Raw genomic sequence first — 17459 nt, 5'->3', positions numbered from 1 at the left:
GTTACTTTTCTTTACTCCGGGCATCCTGCCCTCCGCCCTTCGGGCCGGCTTCGCCGTTCACACGCGCTCCTGCGCGTGCGTGGGCAAGCAAAGAAAAGTGACCCGGCCTCCGGCAGGAGGACGGAAGCCCGCGGCAGGCGAGCCAGATTGCGATAGCGCGACAACCGAGCGCACAGTCACTGGATGACCAGCCTTCGGCTGTTGAAAAGCGCCTCCTGCCTTCGCAGGAATGACGATCAAAAAGAGGACAGCGTCACCGCCACACGTTGAGGCTAAGTTGGCCCCTCGCCCCAATCCTCTCCCCGAAGGACAGAGGGAGCGACGACCCCTGCCCCCCAAAGGCCCACCTCACACCGGCCCCTGCGGCCCATCCCCACCAGTACTCTCCTCCAACGCATCCCTGACCGTCTTCAACAACCGCAACGTCGAGACCGGTTTGTCGACCAGATACAAATGCTCCATCACCGGCAACTCATCCATATCCGGCGGCGCATCAGGGCGCGCGAGCAATAGCACCGCACCGCGATAGCCATGATCGAACAAGGCCGCCAGCGTGCGCACGCCGGTGAAAAGATTCATGTCCGCATCGAGCACAACGAGGTCGGGCACGCCCTGCGCCTCCAGCCACTGCAAGGCAGCCGTACCGCTCTGGCTTGCATGCGCCTGATAACCCCACGAGTCCAGCGTATCCACCAGCAGCGAGAGTTGGCCGGCCTCTTCCACCACTACCAGCACGCGCTCGGCTTCGCCCTGCAGGTTCGCCGTTTCCTGTTCGCCCACCACATCGGCCGGCTGCTGCATCAGCGGGATATGCATATGGAAGCTGGTGCCCTCGCCCAGCACGCTTTCCACGCGCATCACGCCGCCGTGCGCGGTGATGATGCGCTTGCATGAGACCAGGCCCAGGCCGGTACCGCTTTCCTTGGTGGTGTAGAACGGCTCGAACAGATGCAGCAACGCGTTATCGTCCATGCCCGTGCCGGTATCGATCACGCTGAGGCATACGTAGTTGCCTTCGCGGCTTTCCTCGCCGGGCTGGAAGAAATGTTCCGGCAGCGTGGCCAGCGACGTACAGATACGCAGCTTGCCGCCCTCGGGCATGGCCTGCAGGGCGTTGAGGCTGAGGTTGAGCAGGCACTGCTGCAATTCGGTGTGATTGCCGTCGAAGCTCAGATCGGGATCGTAGGCATCCAGTTCCAGCGTCACGTTGCGTGGCACGCTGCCTTGCAGCAGCAGGCCGAGTGCTTCGAGCAGCGCGCCCACGCGCACTTGCTCGGCGCGGCGCGCACCGCGCGCAAAGGAGAGCATGGAATGCACCATGTCCAGGCCGCGCTTGCCGCAATCGCGCACCAGGCGCCCCAAGCGCGCCAGCCGCGGATCGTCCTGGTAGTCCTGCAGGCTGTCGCCAGCGAGCAACAAGGGCTGCAGCAAGTTGCGCAGGTCGTGGCTCAGGCCGCCCGCCAGCATCGCCAGGCTCTCGAAGCGCTGCGCGCGGATCAGCTCGGTTTCCGCGCGTCGACGTGCACGCTGCGCCTCGGCCTCGCGCATCGCGCGGCGCACGGCCGAGGCCAGTCGCGCAGGATTCTGTTTGAGGATGTAATCGGTCGCGCCGTTGCGCAGCGCTTCAATCGCCGCTTCTTCGCCCAAGGTGGCGGAGACGAAGATGAAAGGCAGGTCCTGGTCGCGTTCGCGCAGGATGTCGAGCGCGCGCTGGCCGGAGAAGCCCGGCATGCTCAAATCGGACAGTACGATATCCGGCTGGAAATCCTCCAGCGCCGAAAGATACTCGCGCTCGGCGTCCACCAGGGTCACGTCGTATTCGATGTGATCGGCGTCCAGCTCGGACAACACAAGCTCCGCATCGAGCTGGCTATCCTCGATCTGCAGTACACGGATTCGGGGTAACGCCCACTGCTGCCTATCCACTGTCAACCACCCCGTCGTGGAACACCCCTAGCTTTTGCCTTCAGATATGGTCAGGTGCCTGATTGAGCACTGCCCAGAACTGCCCCACGGTTCGCACCGCTTCAAAAAACTGGTCCACATCCACCGGCTTGATCACGTACGCGTTCGCGCCGATATCCCAGCTGCGCGCCAGATCACTCTCCTCCCGCGACGATGACAGAATCACCACCGGCACGCGGCGGAATCGATCATCGGCACGCAACTGCGTGAGCACTTCAAGGCCGCTCATGCGCGGCATCTTGATGTCCAGCAGCACCACGGCCGGATCGGTCGGTTCACGCCCGGCCCATTCGCCGCGGCAATAAAGATAGTCCAGGCAGTCCACGCCGTCTTCGACGTGCACCACGGGATTGGCCAGATGGGCACCGGCAAGCGCGTCCAAAGCCATTTCAGCGTCGGCGAGACTGTCCTCGACGAGCAGGATGGTACGGAGGTCGTGGTTCATTGGCGCCTCTGCGCGAAGCTTTCTGCGAGGTCCGAAGACGGCAGCGTGAAGTGGAAACGCGCGCCCTGCCCTGGCTGGGCATCGGCCCAGACGCGTCCGCCGTGTCGCGTGACGATGCGACGCACATTGGCCAGGCCGATGCCGTTGCCCGGGAATTCCGAGGCCCGATGCAGGCGCTGGAACACGCCGAACAGTTTACCCGCGTATTGCATGTCGAAACCGGCGCCGTTGTCGCTCACCACGAATTCGTAGCTGCCGTCGCGGTGGCGCTGCACGTCCACGTCGATACGTGCCACCTCGCATTTGCCGGTGTACTTCACCGCATTGCCCAGCAGGTTCTGCCACACCGTGCGCAACATGTTCTCGTCGCCGATCACGATCGGCAGCGGCGCGATCGACCAGACGATATGGCGGCCATGCGCATCCGTTTCGGCCAAGGCACGCGCCTCGTCCGCCAGCGACTGCATGTCCACCGGCTGCAGGCGCAAGGCGCCGCGACCCAGGCGCGAGAACACCAGCAGGTCCTCGATCAGCAGCGCCATGCGCTTGGCGGCGTCGTTGATCACTTCGATGTAATGGCGCGAGCGCTCGTCCGCGGCGTCGCCCAGATGCTGCTGCAACTTGCCGGCGAAGCCGCTGATATGACGCAGCGGCGCGCGCAAGTCGTGCGACACCGAATAGCTGAAGGCTTCCAGCTCGCGGTTCACATCGGACACCTGTTCGATCTTGCCTTCGAGCTGCCGATTGAGTTCCTTCACCTGCTGCTCGACCAGGGCGCGCGCGGTGACGTCGCTCAAGGTGAGCAGCAGCACCGGATCGCCGCCGTTGTCCTGTTCAAGGCGACGGGCATTGATCACCACGTGGCGGTCCACGCCGTCGACGGTGCGCTGGATGAGTTCGTAATCCCACAACTCGCGGTCCAGCAGCAGCACGTCGTTGAGGCGTTGCAGCAGCGCGCCGTCGGTCCAGGCGCCGTCGCCGATATCGGTCAGCGGCAGCGATTGCCGGAAATCGGGCGGCAGGCCGTAGAGCTCGCCAAAGGCCGCATTCACCAGCAGCGTGCCGAGGCTGGCATCGAGCAAGGCGATGGGTTCGCGCACGGCCTGCACGATCAGTTGCGAACGCTGTACCGCCTGGCCTTCGCGCACTTCGGCGCGCAGGCGGCGGCTGATCTGGCGTTCGGACACGATGACCACGATGGTCAGCAGCAGCACCTGCGCGATCGCCGTGATGGTCAAGGCCAACGCGCTGTTGAACGATTCGCGGCTGGCCGCATCGCGACGGCTGAGCAACGTGGTGTTCTCGTTGCGCACGATGCCGTCGATCAGATCGTCCATCTTGAACAAGGTGCCGGAGTCGCGCATGGCGTCAGATGCGCCGGCTTCGTCGCCATGGTCGTGCCGCATGATGGCCTGCCCGCTCAAGGCGAGGCGACCGCTCACGGTGGAACTGAGCGAGCCGATCAGGGCCTGCTGGTCCGGGCTGTCGCGCGTCATGTCGCGCAACTGTTGCAGCAGGCCGGGCGTTTCATGGGCGGCCCGCTCGGCACGCATGCGTACCGTCGCGTCCGCATCGCCATGGATCAGGCGGTAAATGGCCGCCTCGCTGTCCCGGGTGACATAGGCGATGCGATAGGTAAGCGACTTCACCTCACTGGAGTGGGTGACGCGCTCATTGGCGAGGATGGCCTCGCTGGCACCGCTGCGGGTGACCACGTAGGGCAAGGCCACGATCACCAGCACGGCCGCCAGCAGGCCGCCCAGGCGCCAGCGCAGGGCGACGCGGTCTTTCATGGCCGGTCGCAACGTCGACGCCAGTTTCCAGGATGAGCGCAACATGTCAGGCATGGTTGCAGAATCACCCCAGAGAACGCCACCTCTTAAAGTGGCGTTTTGCCGACACTTTAGTCGGAGTTACCTGGAAGCCTCGGTCTTGGACACGCTCATCGAGGCCGGACGGGCGCTCACAGCCTGCCCCCAGGCCCGGTTCGGCTCGGCCTGCATGGTGAAGTGCAGCTCGCCGCCGGCAACGATTTCAGCGTGGCGCAGGAACACCCGGTCGAGCGGTTTGCCGTTGAGGGTGACCGCGCCGACGTAGGGATGGGCGTCATCCAGCGGCTCGGCGGTGACCTTGAAGGTCTTGCCATTGGACAGGTGCAAGGTGGCGCTGCTCACGAACGGCCGGCCGATGGCGTACTCGTCGCTGGCCGGCGTCACCGGGTAGAAGCCCAGCGCCGTGAAGATGTACCAGGCCGACATCTGGCCCAGGTCGTCATTGCCGGCCAGGCCATCCGGGCGGGTGGCGTACTGGCTGTCCATGATCTGCTTGAGGCGCTTCTGCGTCTGCCACGGCGCGCCGGCGTAGTCGTAGAGATAGGCCAGGTGATGGCTGGGCTCGTTGCCGTGGGCGTACCAGCCGATCAGGCCGGTGATGTCCTCGACGTTGGCGAAGTGCGACTTGTCGACCTTGGCTTCGAACACGCTGTCGAGCTTGCTGACGAACTTGTCATCGCCGCCCATCGCCTTGATCAGCGCCGCCACGTCCTGCGGCACATACCAGGAGTACTGCCAGGCGTTGCCTTCGGTGTAGTCGCTGCCGTAGCCGGCCGCATCCGGATTGAAGGGTTCGCGGAAGCTGCCGTCCGTCTTGCGTGCGCGCATGAAGCCGGTCTTGGGATCGTAGGCATTGCGCCAGTTGCCGGCGCGCTTGTCGAAGGTGGCGGCAATCTCCTTGCGCCCCATCGCCTTGGCCATCTGCGCCAGCGACCAGTCGTCATAGGCGTATTCCAGCGTCTTGGAGGCCGCTTCCGGCTCCTTGTCGATGGGTACGTAGCCGAGCTTCATGTAGTCGCCCAGATCGCCGTAGGGTGCATAGGTGGCGCTGGCCACCATCGCCTTCAGCGCCGCATCGGCGTCGAAGCCGCGCACGCCCTTCACATAAGCGTCGGCGATCACCGGCACGGCGTGGTAGCCGATCATGCACCACGTCTCCAGGCCCTGGTACGCCCACACCGGCAGGATGCCGAACGGGCTGGTTTCGCGCGAGGCGATCAGCGAGCGGATGAAATCGGTGCTGCGCTCGGGCATCAGCAACGCCATCAACGGCTGCTGGGCGCGGTAGACGTCCCACAGCGACCAGGTGGAGTGGAATTCGAACTTGCCGTTCTTGTCGACGGCCTGGTGCACAGCGTTGTCCGCGCCGCGGAACTGGCCATTGACGTCCATGCTGAGCGTAGGCGACAGCAGTGCGTGATACAGCGAAGTGTAAAAACCTACGCGCTGATCCTTGCTGCCCTCCACGTCGATCGAGGCGAGTGCCTTGTCCCACTGGCCGCGAGCTTCGGCGCGGCGCGCATCGAAATCCCAGCCCTGCCCTTCGGCATCCAGGTTGGCGATGGCATTGGCTTCGCTCACCGGCGAAATGGCCACCTTCACGCCCAGCGGCTGCTTGAGCGCGCCGAAGTCGAACACGCCCACCAGCGCGCGGCCGCTCTGCGCATCGTGGTCTTCCGGCTGATAACCCGGACCTTTGAAACCCTTGTAGGGAATGTCGGTCTCGCGGTTGTACAGCGTGCGTGCCTGCAGCGGCTGCGAGAAGCGCATGGCGAAGCAAAGCTCGCGACCCGGCGCCCAGCCGCGCGTGGTGCGGCAGCCGGTGACCGTGCCGTCGTCGTGCACACGCAGGCTGGCCCACAGCACTTTGCCGTCGTAGTCGTAGATGCTCGGGCGCAGATCCAGCAGAAGGTGCGCCGGCTTGCCGGTCGGGAAGGTGTAGCGGTGCCAGCCGATGCGGCGGCCGGCAGTCAGCTCGGCGCGCACGCCGTAGTCGCTGAGCGTTACCGCGTAATAACCTGCCTGCACCACTTCCGTGTCATGGCTGAAGCGGGAGCGATAGCCGCTGCCGGGCTTGGCCGGGTCGCCCTGCTCCAGGCGCACGTCGCCGGCAATCGGCATCACCAGGACGTCGCCCAGGTCCGAATGGCCCGAGCCGGAGAAGTGGGTGTGGGAGAAACCGAGCAGGCTGCTGTCGCCGTACTGGTAGCCGGCCGCCCACTTATAGGCGTGCTTGAAGTCGGGCATGGCCGAGTCCGGGGACAGCTGGATCATGCCGAACGGCACCGTGGCGCCAGGGAAGGTATGCCCGTCGCCACCGGTGCCGATGCGGGGGTCCACATCGGTCGAGTGCCCCTCGGCAGCCCGCACACAGGCCGGCGCGGCGAGGGAAATCGAGACCGCCGCGGCCAGCAAAGTGGGCAGCCATGCACGGAAACGCGAATTACGCATAGAATTCCCCGAAAGAGTGGATTTGAATCGTTCTAATTTCGCCTGACGCTAACATCTCTGCAGGCATCGTTGCATGCTGCGTCGCGCCATCGAAATCGGTTCCGTTCGTACGCGGAGGCAGGTACCTTTGGATCGTTCCAATCAACCCAGGCCTGCGATGGAAAGCCAGACCCCGGTCGGTAGAAAGATCACACTCAACGACATCGCAGCCGGCTGCGGTGTATCCCGCGCCACGGTTTCCCTGGTGCTGCGTGGCAGTCCCCTCGTGAACAAGGTTACCCGGGCACGGGTCGAGGAAGAACTGCGGCGTCAGGGATACGTCTATAACCGGGCCGCGGCCAACCTACGCCGGCGTACGTCGTCGAGCGTGGCCCTGGTCATCAATGAACTTGCGAATCCGTTCTTCGCCGAGTTCGCCGCAGGCGTCGACGATGCGCTGGGTACGGCGGGGTTCGTGACCCTGCTCGGCAGCTCCGGCGATTCGGCCGAGCGCGAACATGCCGTGCTCGGTTCGCTGATCGAACACGGACCGGGCGGCATCATCCTGTCGCCCGCCGAGGACAGCGAAGCGCGCAAGGTACTCGCCGCGGTGGGCACGCATACGCCCGTGGTGCTGTTCAACCGCGAGCTGGGCGGCGAGCTGCCGGAATACGCGCACTGGGATCGCCTGATGCTCGACAACGAGCGCGGCGCCCGCCAGGCCACTGAACATCTGATCGCGCAGGGCCATCGCCATATCGCCTTCTTCGGCGGCCATGACCATGCCAGCTCCACCCGCGAACGCCATGCCGGCTACACGCAGGCGATGAACGCGGCCGGTCTTCCGATTGATTCGCACTGGCGCGTGCAGAGCACGCCCACGCGCATGGACGCCGCGCGCGCTGCAGGTGCCTTGTTCGAAGGCCCGGGCTCCGCTCCCACGGCCGCGGTCTGCTACAACGACGCCGTGGCGCTGGGCCTGATGCTCGGCCTGCACCAGCATGGCCGGCAGGCGGGCCGCGATTTCGCCGTGACCGGCTTCGACGACATCGCCGAAGCCTCGATGAGCATGCCTTCGCTCACCACGCTGTCCACCGCCCCGCGCGCACGCGGACGGCAGGCGGCCGACATGCTACTCGCTCGCCTGCGCGATCCGCAGGCGCCTTCGGGCACCATCATCGCGCCGGTGGAACTGGTCGTGCGCGAAAGCAGCTGTCCTCTTTCCTGACCCACGGATTCCGCATGGCCTTCGCAGCACCACCTATCCAGTCGGCGACGTCGTCGTCGACCACCGGTTCGACGCGCTACACCGACTATCCGATGGCGATGGCGGTGACCACCACGATTTTCTTCATGTGGGGTTTCCTGACCGTCCTCAACGACATCCTGATCCCGCATCTCAAGACCGTGTTCGAGCTGAACTACGCCCAGGCGATGCTGGTGCAGTTCACCTTTTTCGGCGCGTACTTCCTGATGTCGCTGCCGGCGGGGCGCCTGGTCGCTGCGCTTGGTTACAAGAAAGGCATCGTGGCTGGCCTGACGATTGCTGCCGTGGGCGCGTTCGGCTTCTGGCCGGCGGCGCTGCTGCACTCGTATGCGGCCTTCCTCGCAGCGCTGTTCGTGCTGGCCACCGGCATCACGGTATTGCAGGTCGCAGCGAATGCTTACGTTGCGCTGCTGGGTCCGGAACGCACCAGCTCCAGCCGCCTCACGCTGGCGCAGGCGATGAATTCGCTGGGCACCACGCTGGGTCCGTGGTTTGGTGGTTTGCTGATTCTTTCCGCCGTGGCCTTCACCGTGCCCGACGCCGTGCGCAAGGCGCCGGAGACCGTGCAGCTGGTGCAGACGCTCAACGATGCGCCGCCCGCGCAGGCGGTTGAGGCGATGCGTCAGGCGCCGCCGGAACGCCTGGTGGCCGCGTTGAACGATGCCGCCGCGACAGCGCTCGATCGCCTGCCCGCGACCGACGTGGCCGCAAGCATCGCGCAGCTTCCGCAGGATCAGTTGCCGCATGCACTGGACCGCCTTGCTGGCGCGCCGTTGCTGGCCACGCTTTCCGCGCTGTCGCCGCAGCAGCTTGCAGCTTTGCCGTCGGCCAATCTTGCCCAGGCGCTGGACAAGCTCGCTTCGTCGCATCTCGATGCGAGCGGCGATGCCCAGTTCGCCAAGGTGCGCGCAAGCCTGACGCCTGAAACCGCGCAGCAGCTGGCCGGCTATCGCCAGAAGCAGGCGGAGCTCGTGCAGAAGCCGTATCTGGGACTCGGTTGCGCCTTGCTGGTGCTGGCGCTGGTCGTGTGGCTGTTCCGACTGCCGCCGCTGACCGAGTCGACCGAAGCGGCCGACACCACCCATCACACGCTGATGGACGCGCTGCGCCACAGCCATGTGCTGTTCGGCGTACTGGCGATCTTTTTCTATGTGGGTGCGGAAGTGTCCATCGGCAGCTTCCTGGTGAACTACCTGTCGCTGCCCGAGATCGGCCACATGAGCGAACTGCAGGCAGCGCACTACGTGTCGCTGTACTGGGGCGGCGCGATGGTCGGACGCCTGGCCGGCTCGGCCCTGCTGGTGATCGTCAATCCGCGCAAGCTGCTCGCGGTGTTCGCCGCTGTCGCGGGCCTGCTGGTGCTCACCACCATGCTCACCCATGGCGACGTGGCGATGGTCAGCGTGATCGCGATCGGCCTGTTCAACTCGATCATGTTCCCGACCATTTTTGCGCTCGGCATCGAGCGCATGGGTCCGCTGACCGGCAAGGCCTCGAGCCTGCTGATCATGGCCATCGTCGGCGGCGCGCTGCTGCCGCTGGCGCAGGGCGTCCTGGCCGACCATATGGGCATCCAGCACGCTTTCATCCTGCCGTTGCTCTGCTACGGCTACATCGTGTTCTACGGTCTGCGCGGTTCGCTGGTTCGCGATCCCGTTGTTCCCCAACATTGAGTCTTTGTCGATGTCACGCACCATCCTCTGTTTCGGCGAAGCGCTGATCGATTTCCACAGTGAAGGCGGCGATGAAGCCGGCTTCCCCCGCAGTTTTGTGCCCTATGCCGGCGGCGCGCCGGCGAACGTGGCCGTCGCCGTCGCCCGTTTGGGCGGCGATGCGGCGTTTGCCGGCATGCTCGGCAAAGACATGTTCGGTGATTTTCTGCTGGCCAGCCTGCACCGGTTCGGCGTGAACACCGATGGCGTCGCGCGCACCGATGAAGCGAACACCGCGCTTGCGTTCGTGTCGCTGGATGCCCACGGCGAACGCAGTTTCAGCTTTTATCGCCCGCCCTCGGCTGACCTGTTGTTCCGTCCCGCGCATTTCCATGCGGAATGTTTCCAGGGAACCGCTGTCTTCCATGTCTGCTCCAACAGCATGACCGATGCGGCGCTGGCCGAGACCACGCGCGAAGGCATGCGCCGCGCGCACGACGCCGGCGCACTGGTGAGCTTCGACCTGAATCTGCGCCCGGCGCTGTGGCCGCGCGATGTGGAGCCGCGTCCGCTGTTGTGGCCGGCACTGCATCTGGCCGACGTGGTGAAGCTGAGCGCCGAGGAGTTCGCCTGGCTCGCCGTCGACGGCGAAGAAGCCACGCTGGAAAAAATGTGGGAAGGACGCACGCGCCTGGTCATCATCACCGATGGTTCGAAGGCACTGCGTTGGTTCCATCCCGATGCGGAAGGCGAGCTGCCGGTGTATGCCGTGCCCGCGGTGGATACGACGGCTGCGGGCGACGCCTTCGTCGGCGGCCTGCTCTATCAGCTGGCCAAGCTCGAACACAGCGACGACCGCATTGATCACCTGATCAGCGAACTGCCCCGCCTGCATGCAGCCCTGCGCTTCGCAGCGGCCTGTGGCGCACTCACCGTGACGCGCCAGGGTTCGTTCTCGGCCATTCCCGATGAAGCCGAAGTGCTCAACTTCATGGAGACGTACGCATGACCACGACGCCTGATTTCCGCAGCGAGGCGTTTCTGCGCGAACACATCGCCACCACGATGGCGTTCTACCACCCTCATGCGATCGACCCCGCCGGTGGTTTTTTCCACTACTACAAGGACGACGGCACGATCTACGACCGCAGCCATCGTCACCTGGTGAGCAGCACGCGCTTCGTCTTCAACTACGCGATGGCGTACAACGAGTTCGGCAATCCCGAATATCTCGATGCCGTGCATCACGGCCTGCGCTACTTGCGCGAGGTGCACCGCAACCCGGCGACGGGCGGCTACGCGTGGACCATCCGCGACGGCAAGCCAGAAGACACCATGTACCACGCGTACGGCGTAGCGTTTGTACTGCTCGCCTACTCGACCGCGAAGAAGGCCGGTGTGCACGAGGCCGAAGCGTGGATGGACGAGACGTGGGAACTGCTCGAGCAGCGTTACTGGGATGCGGAAGCGGGCCTCTATCGTGACGAGGCGAACGACCAGTGGCAGTTCACCGACTATCGCGGCCAGAATGCCAATATGCACATGTGCGAGGCGATGCTCGCCGCCTACCAGGCCAGCGACGAACCCCGCTACCTGGAACGCGCGCTGCAGCTTGCGGACAACATGACGCGCCGCCAGGCCGCCAAGGCCGATGGCCTGGTGTGGGAACACTACGACGTGAACTGGAACGTCGACTGGAAGTACCACCTCGACAATCCCAAGCACCTGTTCCGCCCGTGGGGTTTCCAGCCCGGCCATCAAACCGAATGGGCGAAGCTGCTGCTGATCATGGAACCGCTGCTGCTCGAACGCGGCATCGAGAAAGACTGGCTGGTACCCACTGCCAAGCACCTGTTCGACACGGCGCTCGCTCGATCGTGGGACAACGAGTTCGGCGGCATGGCCTACGGCTTTGCGCCCGACGGCAAGGTCTGTGACGACGACAAGTATTTCTGGGTCCAGGCCGAATCGCTCGCCGCCGCCGCGCTGCTGCATGCACGCACGGGGCTCGCCGAATACGACGCGTGGTACGAGAAGCTGTGGGCGTATTCGTGGAAGTATTTCGTCGATCACCGGTATGGGGCGTGGTTTCGCATCCTCACTCGTGACAATCACAAGGTGGATGACGAGAAGAGTCCTGCCGGGAAGACTGACTATCACACCATGGGTGCTTGCTATGAGGTGATGGCGTTGGTGCGTGAGGGTGGGGTTCCGTAAGGGAGCTTGGTTTTCGACTTGCTCGTCATTCCGGCGTAGGCCAGAAGCGCTTCTCAACAGCGAAGCTGGTCATCCAGCGCCTCGGTTTCTGGTTGCCGTGCTTTCGCCGGCAGGCTCGCCTGCCGCGGGCTTCCGTCCTCCTGCCGGCGACGCGAAGCTAGTCCCCTCTTTGGGAAGGCCGGGTCACTTTCTCTTGAGAGAAGGGCCCCCGGGGGTCAAGAGCCACATCAAGAGCCGCGCAACACCCGGTGCTACCGGGCATTTCTGTAGGAGCGCACTTGTGCGCGACCAGCCTAGGAGCGGTACATCCAGGCGCTGCGGTCGCGCACAAGTGCGCTCCTACAAGGGGTCGCGCTGACCCGTGGATGGCGGATCGATGTTGCCGGTCGGCTCTTTGTGGGAGCGCACCCTGTGCGCGACAAACCTACGGAGCGGTACACCCCGGCGTGGCAGTCGCGCACAGGGTGCGCTCCCACAGACAAGCCGGCGCGGCACGCGGATGGAGCGATGCCTAAAGCCGATGCGCAGCGAGGCCCCGCTTTAAGCCCTCTTCGCTGTGGCGCGTTGCGGTGTAGCCCAATCGCCTGTCGCACGCAACCAAGCGCAAAGTCACTGGAGACCAGCCATTCGGCTGTTGAGAAGCGCCTCCGGCCTGCGCCGGGATGACAGCAAAAAAAACAGCCGCGTTCATCGGGATGCCAAGCAAGAACCCGATCTGCGCCCGCCATCACGAACAACGCCAGCAACGCAAATATACCCAGCAAGAAAGGGCCGCCACGCGGCCCCCTCAAGCCCCCTCCTACTTCGCCGCCTTCCCCTTCGGCGTCACCGTCAACGCCAACGCCTCGACATAAGTGACGACCATCATGTCGCCCACTTTGAGCTTCTTCATTTGCGCTTGGCGCTCAGGATCCTTCACTTCGATCGTGCGGCTCTTTCCGTCCGGACCGGCTACTGTGATGGTGTGGTGCTTCAGGTCTACCGCGGTCAGCCGGCTCGTCACCGTGACGCTCTGACTGGCCTTGGCGCCGGGCTCGCTGCCCTTGGGTGCGGAAGACTGGCCTGCCGAGTAGTCCACGCCTGGCTGGGCGCTTTCGGCGGACATCACCTGCAAGGCCACGGCGGCCTGATAGTGCGCCGTCACTTGATCGCCAGCCTTGAGTTTGTCGAGATTCTGCACATCGGGGCCGGCCTGCACCGTGACTTCTTTGCCTTTGGGGCCTTTCAAGGTAACCAGGCGCTTTTCCTGATCCACGGAGACGACCGTTGCCGTGATCGTCTTGTCCTCACGACCCAGCTCGTGCACGGTGGAATTGACCGCAGATTCGGATGCAGCCTGCTGTGCCGACGCATACATCGGCGCCGAGATCGCCATCGCCGCGACCAGCAAGCATGCCGTGGAATGCTGGAATGTCTTCATGAGCTTGTCTCCTTTGGGTGTCGATCGCCGGATGGCGGGTGGTGCGTGAGCGGGCAGACGCATTGCGCAGGCCATGGTTCGCGGAGGGCTCGCAGGCAGGCGGCGTGATGACGTTTCACGCGGGCGTGACGGGCATCTCCTCGCCCGATCATGTTCGGTCAGGACGCCGCGGCCCACGAGCGTAAAACCACCCAAGAGCGCTACGTACTTTTACCGCTCGTGCCTCCCTGATGGAGGCGTGACAGACCCGTCCGTCGGGAGCAAGCTTGTTGGCATGCGTCGCGGCGTTAACCCACTGCGATGGCGTAACCCTCGCTTGCGGAGTCATCCCTCATGTCCGTCGCCGAACCGCTCGATACCGTTCTCATCACCGGCGCCTCCAGCGGCATCGGCGCCACCTATGCCGACCGTTTCGCACAGCGCGGCCATCCGCTCGTGCTGGTGGCGCGCCGTACTGAGCGCCTGGAAGAACTCGCCGCGCGGCTTTCCCGTGAATATCACGTGAAAGTGGACGTATTGGCGGCGAACCTTACCTCGCACGCTGAGTTGGCCAGAGTCGAACAGCGCCTGCGCGACGACGCGGCCATCGGCATCCTGGTGAACAATGCAGGCAGCGGCGGCGGATCGGTGCTGGCGCAGACGTCGCCTGATGTCGTGCAGGCCATGATCGAGCTCAACGTCACCGCGCCCTCGCGGCTGGTTGCGGCTGTGCTGCCACGTCTGCTGACGCGCGGCCGCGGCAGCATCATCAATATCGCATCGGCACTGGCCATTGCGCCCGAGCTGTTCGGCGGCGCCTATGCGGCAAGCAAGAGTTATGTGCTGACTTACACGATCGCGCTGCACAAGGAAGTGGCCGAACGCGGCATCCGCGTGCAATGTGTGCTGCCCGGCGTGACGCGCACGGAGATCTGGAGCCAGGCCGGCGGCCTCGCTGCCATTCCCGCGCACATGATCATGGAAGTCGATGAAATGGTGGACGCCGCGCTTTCCGGCTACGACCAGGGCGAAGTGGTGACGATTCCTTCGCTGCCGGATATCGAAGAATGGAAGCGCTATGACGAGGCGCGCCGGCGCATGGCTCCTGAACTGTCGCGCGACGTGGCCGCCGATCGCTACAAGAGCGATATCCCCGAAGACGCCTGAACTGAGAACACTGGCTACGCCATTGCACGCGCGCAGGCTTATAGTGTGCTCGACCGTACCGCGCGTTGGTGCGATCCACGCGGGCCTCTTACCCGCATGCCTTGCGTAGAGTCATGGGAGAACGACCATGCGATATACGTTACTGGCAGACAGCAGGGACGGCATGCTTCTGCTTGCCCGCCTTTTGCTGATGGTTCTGTTTGTTATCTTCGGATGGAACAAGATCGAGAGCTTTTCCGCGACCGTCGCTTACATGGGCTCCGTTGGCGTTCCCATGCCAGCGGCCACGGCCGGCATCGCGGTGATCATGGAGTTTGTCGTGGGCCTGGCTATCGTGGTGGGTTTCTACACGCGGCCGCTGGCCTTGCTGTTGGGTCTCTATACGCTGGCTGCCGCGGTGATCGGCCACCAGTTCTGGCATATGGTCGATCCCGAACGCATCGGCACGATGATCAATTTCTACAAGAACGTGAGCATCGCCGGTGGATTGCTGTTGCTGGTCATAGCCGGCCCCGGGAAGTACTCGCTGGACAAGCGATAAGCTGGCCCATGGGTCGATTTTCCCTGGCGCGAAGCTGCGCGCCAGGGCGCACCTGGCTCGATCAATGGAACACGGGCGTGTTGTCGCCGCCCAGGCTTTGCAGCAGTTCGTGCGCCTCGCGCGAACGCGGGGCCACGGCCACCAGGCGTTCGGCATACTCGCGGGCCTTGTCGGCATGGCCTGCATCTCGCTCCGCACCGGCCAGCGCAAACAACAGCGACGCATCGTAGGGTGATGCGCGCAGGCCTTCCTCCCACAGCGTGCGTGCCTGTTCGTTCTTACCTGCGGAATTCAAGGCAACGCCATAAACGTAGGCAAAGCGCGCGTTGCCAGGTTCGGCGCGATGGGCGCGTTCGAGCCATGGCATGGCCTCTTTCGTCTCGTTCTGCCGGATCAGCGACAAGCCCTTGGCGTGCAGGAGATTGGCGTTGCCGGGCAAGGCGCGCAAACCTTCGTCGATGACGCTTTCCGCCTGCGCCTCGTGGCCGTTGTTGCGGTACATATCGGCGAGGTTGACGTAGGCCGGCACAAAATCCGGCTGCAGTTTCAGCGCCTGGCGGAATGCCTGCTCCGCTGCGGCCGTGTCGCCACGCTCAACGTAAACGACGCCAAGGTTGTAGTGCGACTCCGGACGGTCGGCAATCGCCGCCTGGGCCTGCTGATACGTGGCAAACGCGCGATCACGTGCGCCGCGCCGGCTGGCATCGAGCTGCGCATCGGGCACGCCGGCGAGCACGCGACCGGCTTTGACGCGAACATCGAGCACCGCATCGTCGGCCAGGGGCACGGCCAGTGGTCCGCGTACCTGCGCGGGGAAGGCCAGCAAGGCATCGAGCGCAGCGGCGCGCATCAGCGGATCGGCATCGTCCAACGCCGCCTGGATCGCAGGCAATGCATCGGGACTGGCGTAACGACGAAGTTCGTTGACCGCGGTGGCGCGCGCAATCATGGGTGAGCTGGCATCGGCGGCCAACGTGGTCAGCAAAGATGACGCGCCGGGCTTGCCGCGGCGCGCGGCATCCAGTGCCTCGACGAAATGCTGGTAGCCCTTGCGCTCGGGACCGTGCGCCTTGGCGATCGCATCGGCGGCCCACGGCGCACCCTTGTCGGCGTGGCAGTTGGCGCAGGCATTGGGCACGCCGTATTGCACGGTGAGATCCGGCCTCGGCACTCGGATGGAATGATCCGGGCGTGCATTGATCACCATGTAGTTCTTCGACGGCATGTGGCAGGCCACGCATTGCGAACCCGCAGTGCCCTGCTTGTGCATGTGGTGCGCGGCGGTGTCGTACACAGCCGGCGTATGGCAGCTCTCGCACAAGGCATTGCCCTGCGCGCGCGTCTTGCCCGTGTGGGGATCGTGGCAGTCGCTGCACGTCACGCCCTTGGCGTACATGCGGCTCTGCAGGAAGGAGGCGTACACATATACCTCGTCCAATTGCTGACCGTCGGCGTGATAGCGGCCTTCGGCCAGCAGCACGGGATCGTGCGTGTCCATCAGCCGACCGGTGGGCGCGGTGTCCTTGGCGATGATGCTGCGGCGCGAATGGCAGACCGCGCAGGTTTCCACTTCGCGATGCGTCGCCAGCGGCGTGCTGCGCGCCGGGTTGCCGCTGGCCGGATTGGAAATCCAGCGCACGCCCTTGCGCTCGTCGAGCGCGATGGTCAGGCCCATGGATGGATCGGCATGCTGTGCCGCCTGCCCCGCCTTCGACCATTCGACATGGCGCGAGCCTGGACCATGGCAAGCTTCGCAGGCCACGTTGATCTCGTTCCAACTGGTCTTGAAGGTATTGCTTGCCAGGTCATAGTTGCGCTGCACATTCGTGGAATGGCAGTCGGCGCACATGTAGTTCCAGTTCTGGTTCAGGCGCGTCCAGTGCAAGCTGTCGTGCGCATCGATGTGTTCGCCGGGATACAGGTTGAACCAACGCTGGCCGCCTTCAGATGCAGGCCGCGCATCCCATGACGCACGCAGCGCCTGCAAACGGCCGTCGGGAAACTCGACGAGATACTGCTGCAGAGGATAGACGCCAAAGGTGTACTTCACCTCGAACTCGGCGGGCTTGCCGTCGGGGCTATCGGTCTTGACCAGATAGGCGTTGCCGCGCCTGGAGAAACCGGCGACAGCGCCGTCCTGCTTGAGCGTGCCTTCGAAATGGCCTTCGATGGTCTGCTCGTTGGCCACCTGCATGGCCAGTGCGTGATGGGACGACTGCCAGGCCTGCGTCTCCTTCGCATGGCATGACGCACAGGCCTGCGTGCCTACATAGTGGGCGGGCGGCGACGCGGCGGCAGGCGGCGTGGGGGCCGTAGCCACGGAAGCCACCGGCGTCGTGGCCACGCCCGGTGCCGGTACGCGCAGCCACCAGATGCCAAGTACCACCAGCACCAGCACGGCCACACCGAGTGGAAGCCACCAGAGCCCACGACGCTCTTGGGTCGACATGGGCTCGCTTGCGGGTGCGGCGGGACGCGAGGATGCGCCTTTGCCAGAGCGCTTGCCATGGCTCTTCCTGGAACGCCCCATGCCCTCTCCCCAAG

Annotated in this window: 12 protein-coding genes; 6 read left to right on the top strand and 6 right to left on the bottom strand. The window is 64.6% G+C overall.

Translation table 11 applies throughout. The features are described from left to right. Positions 1 to 348: 348 nt before the first annotated feature. The 4 genes from AC1DMY_RS16215 to AC1DMY_RS16200 form a co-directional block, all read right to left on the bottom strand. The gene (locus tag AC1DMY_RS16215; protein ID WP_477165945.1) at positions 349 to 1932 is read right to left on the bottom strand and encodes a two-component system sensor histidine kinase NtrB; all 1584 of its coding nucleotides are present in this window, start codon (positions 1930 to 1932) and stop codon (positions 349 to 351) included. Between the two features lie 34 nt (positions 1933 to 1966). Next, a complete protein-coding gene (locus AC1DMY_RS16210) occupies positions 1967 to 2410 on the bottom strand; it encodes a response regulator (protein WP_046972442.1) in 444 nt (147 codons plus the stop codon). Further along, positions 2407 to 4203, bottom strand: a complete 1797-nt coding sequence (locus AC1DMY_RS16205; protein WP_477165950.1) for a sensor histidine kinase — start codon at positions 4201 to 4203, stop codon at positions 2407 to 2409. Before AC1DMY_RS16205 ends, AC1DMY_RS16210 begins: the two co-directional genes overlap by 4 nt. A 120-nt stretch (positions 4204 to 4323) precedes the next feature. Then, entirely contained in the window at positions 4324 to 6693 is a 2370-nt protein-coding gene (locus tag AC1DMY_RS16200; protein ID WP_477165944.1) for a GH92 family glycosyl hydrolase, read from the bottom strand. Positions 6694 to 6850: 157 nt separating this feature from the next. Between AC1DMY_RS16200 and AC1DMY_RS16195 the strand changes: the two genes are divergently transcribed. Genes AC1DMY_RS16195 through AC1DMY_RS16180 form a run of 4 tightly spaced genes read left to right on the top strand, consistent with a single transcriptional unit; the run spans position 6851 to position 11808 of the window. Beyond that, the gene (locus tag AC1DMY_RS16195; RefSeq protein ID WP_477165943.1) at positions 6851 to 7900 is read left to right on the top strand and encodes a LacI family DNA-binding transcriptional regulator; all 1050 of its coding nucleotides are present in this window, start codon (positions 6851 to 6853) and stop codon (positions 7898 to 7900) included. A gap of 14 nt (positions 7901 to 7914) precedes the next feature. Further along, a complete protein-coding gene (locus AC1DMY_RS16190) occupies positions 7915 to 9612 on the top strand; it encodes a sugar MFS transporter (RefSeq protein ID WP_477165942.1) in 1698 nt (565 codons plus the stop codon). A 4-nt stretch (positions 9613 to 9616) separates the two neighbouring features. Beyond that, positions 9617 to 10600, top strand: coding sequence for a carbohydrate kinase family protein (locus AC1DMY_RS16185; protein WP_477165941.1), 984 nt, complete (start codon positions 9617 to 9619; stop codon positions 10598 to 10600). After that, positions 10597 to 11808 carry an AGE family epimerase/isomerase gene (locus AC1DMY_RS16180; protein WP_477165940.1) on the top strand — a complete coding sequence of 404 codons (1212 nt, stop codon included), beginning with the start codon at positions 10597 to 10599 and terminating at the stop codon, positions 11806 to 11808. The genes AC1DMY_RS16185 and AC1DMY_RS16180 overlap by 4 nt, the downstream gene beginning before the upstream one ends. A gap of 799 nt (positions 11809 to 12607) precedes the next feature. Here AC1DMY_RS16180 and AC1DMY_RS16175 read toward each other — a convergent pair. Continuing rightward, entirely contained in the window at positions 12608 to 13228 is a 621-nt protein-coding gene (locus AC1DMY_RS16175; protein WP_477165939.1) for a hypothetical protein, read from the bottom strand. 333 nt (positions 13229 to 13561) lie between these two features. On the opposite strand from AC1DMY_RS16175, the gene AC1DMY_RS16170 reads away from it, so the two are divergent. Together AC1DMY_RS16170 and AC1DMY_RS16165 are read left to right on the top strand one after the other, a co-directional pair. Then, positions 13562 to 14374, top strand: a complete 813-nt coding sequence (locus AC1DMY_RS16170; RefSeq protein WP_477165938.1) for an SDR family NAD(P)-dependent oxidoreductase — start codon at positions 13562 to 13564, stop codon at positions 14372 to 14374. 163 nt (positions 14375 to 14537) lie between these two features. After that, on the top strand, positions 14538 to 14915 hold the full coding sequence (locus tag AC1DMY_RS16165; protein WP_477165937.1) for a DoxX family protein: 378 nt from the start codon (positions 14538 to 14540) through the stop codon (positions 14913 to 14915). A 61-nt stretch (positions 14916 to 14976) separates the two neighbouring features. On the opposite strand, the gene AC1DMY_RS16160 is transcribed toward AC1DMY_RS16165, so the two are convergent. Continuing rightward, complete coding sequence (locus AC1DMY_RS16160) at positions 14977 to 17364, bottom strand: tetratricopeptide repeat protein (protein WP_477165936.1); 2388 nt, start codon at positions 17362 to 17364, stop codon at positions 14977 to 14979. Positions 17365 to 17459: the final 95 nt, after the last annotated feature.

Source organism: Dyella sp. 01L423 (assembly GCF_056399945.1).
Note: the sequence above shows the minus strand (reverse complement) of the source record. Positions and strands in the feature narration are given on the sequence as shown.

Excerpts from the sequence above, each read along its gene's own strand:
- AC1DMY_RS16210 (WP_046972442.1), bottom strand. The coding sequence starts at position 2,410 with ATGAACCACGACCTCCGTACCATCCTGCTCGTCGAGGACAGTCTCGCC.
- AC1DMY_RS16205 (WP_477165950.1), bottom strand. The coding sequence starts at position 4,203 with ATGAAAGACCGCGTCGCCCTGCGCTGGCGCCTGGGCGGCCTGCTGGCG.
- AC1DMY_RS16200 (WP_477165944.1), bottom strand. The coding sequence starts at position 6,693 with ATGCGTAATTCGCGTTTCCGTGCATGGCTGCCCACTTTGCTGGCCGCG.
- AC1DMY_RS16195 (WP_477165943.1), top strand. The coding sequence starts at position 6,851 with ATGGAAAGCCAGACCCCGGTCGGTAGAAAGATCACACTCAACGACATC.
- AC1DMY_RS16190 (WP_477165942.1), top strand. The coding sequence starts at position 7,915 with ATGGCCTTCGCAGCACCACCTATCCAGTCGGCGACGTCGTCGTCGACC.
- AC1DMY_RS16180 (WP_477165940.1), top strand. The coding sequence starts at position 10,597 with ATGACCACGACGCCTGATTTCCGCAGCGAGGCGTTTCTGCGCGAACAC.
- AC1DMY_RS16175 (WP_477165939.1), bottom strand. The coding sequence starts at position 13,228 with ATGAAGACATTCCAGCATTCCACGGCATGCTTGCTGGTCGCGGCGATG.
- AC1DMY_RS16170 (WP_477165938.1), top strand. The coding sequence starts at position 13,562 with ATGTCCGTCGCCGAACCGCTCGATACCGTTCTCATCACCGGCGCCTCC.
- AC1DMY_RS16165 (WP_477165937.1), top strand. The coding sequence starts at position 14,538 with ATGCTTCTGCTTGCCCGCCTTTTGCTGATGGTTCTGTTTGTTATCTTC.
- AC1DMY_RS16160 (WP_477165936.1), bottom strand. The coding sequence starts at position 17,364 with ATGTCGACCCAAGAGCGTCGTGGGCTCTGGTGGCTTCCACTCGGTGTG.